Origin of the sequence: Photorhabdus sp. RM96S (assembly GCF_042879335.1) — a bacterium.
In the GTDB taxonomy this organism is placed as follows: domain Bacteria; phylum Pseudomonadota; class Gammaproteobacteria; order Enterobacterales; family Enterobacteriaceae; genus Photorhabdus; species Photorhabdus kayaii.
Genome location: NZ_JBHFKT010000306.1, coordinates 1 through 223 on the forward strand (window position 1 = coordinate 1; position 223 = coordinate 223).

The window sequence follows — 223 nt, forward strand, 5'->3', positions numbered from 1 at the left end:
GTGCCGGATGCCCGAAGAAAGCGGGCTGCACAAAGGCTAAAGGAGGAAGAAAAATAAAACGTTATCCGGAAGATGAAGGGCGGGAGACACTTCGTTTGCATATGGCCCGACCGGAGTCAAAACAGATATTGAGTCAACGGAAGAGCCTGGTAGAACCGGTATTTTCGGCATTACGGGGAATTCAGAGACTGGAACGCTTTCGGCGTAAGGGATTGTCAGCGGT

At 51.1% G+C, this 223-nt stretch carries 1 protein-coding gene; it reads left to right on the plus strand.

Annotated features, from left to right (window positions below; all coding sequences use genetic code 11):
- On the plus strand, positions 1-223 hold a 223-nt coding region (locus ACGF49_RS25475), incomplete at both ends, for a transposase (protein ID WP_387493649.1).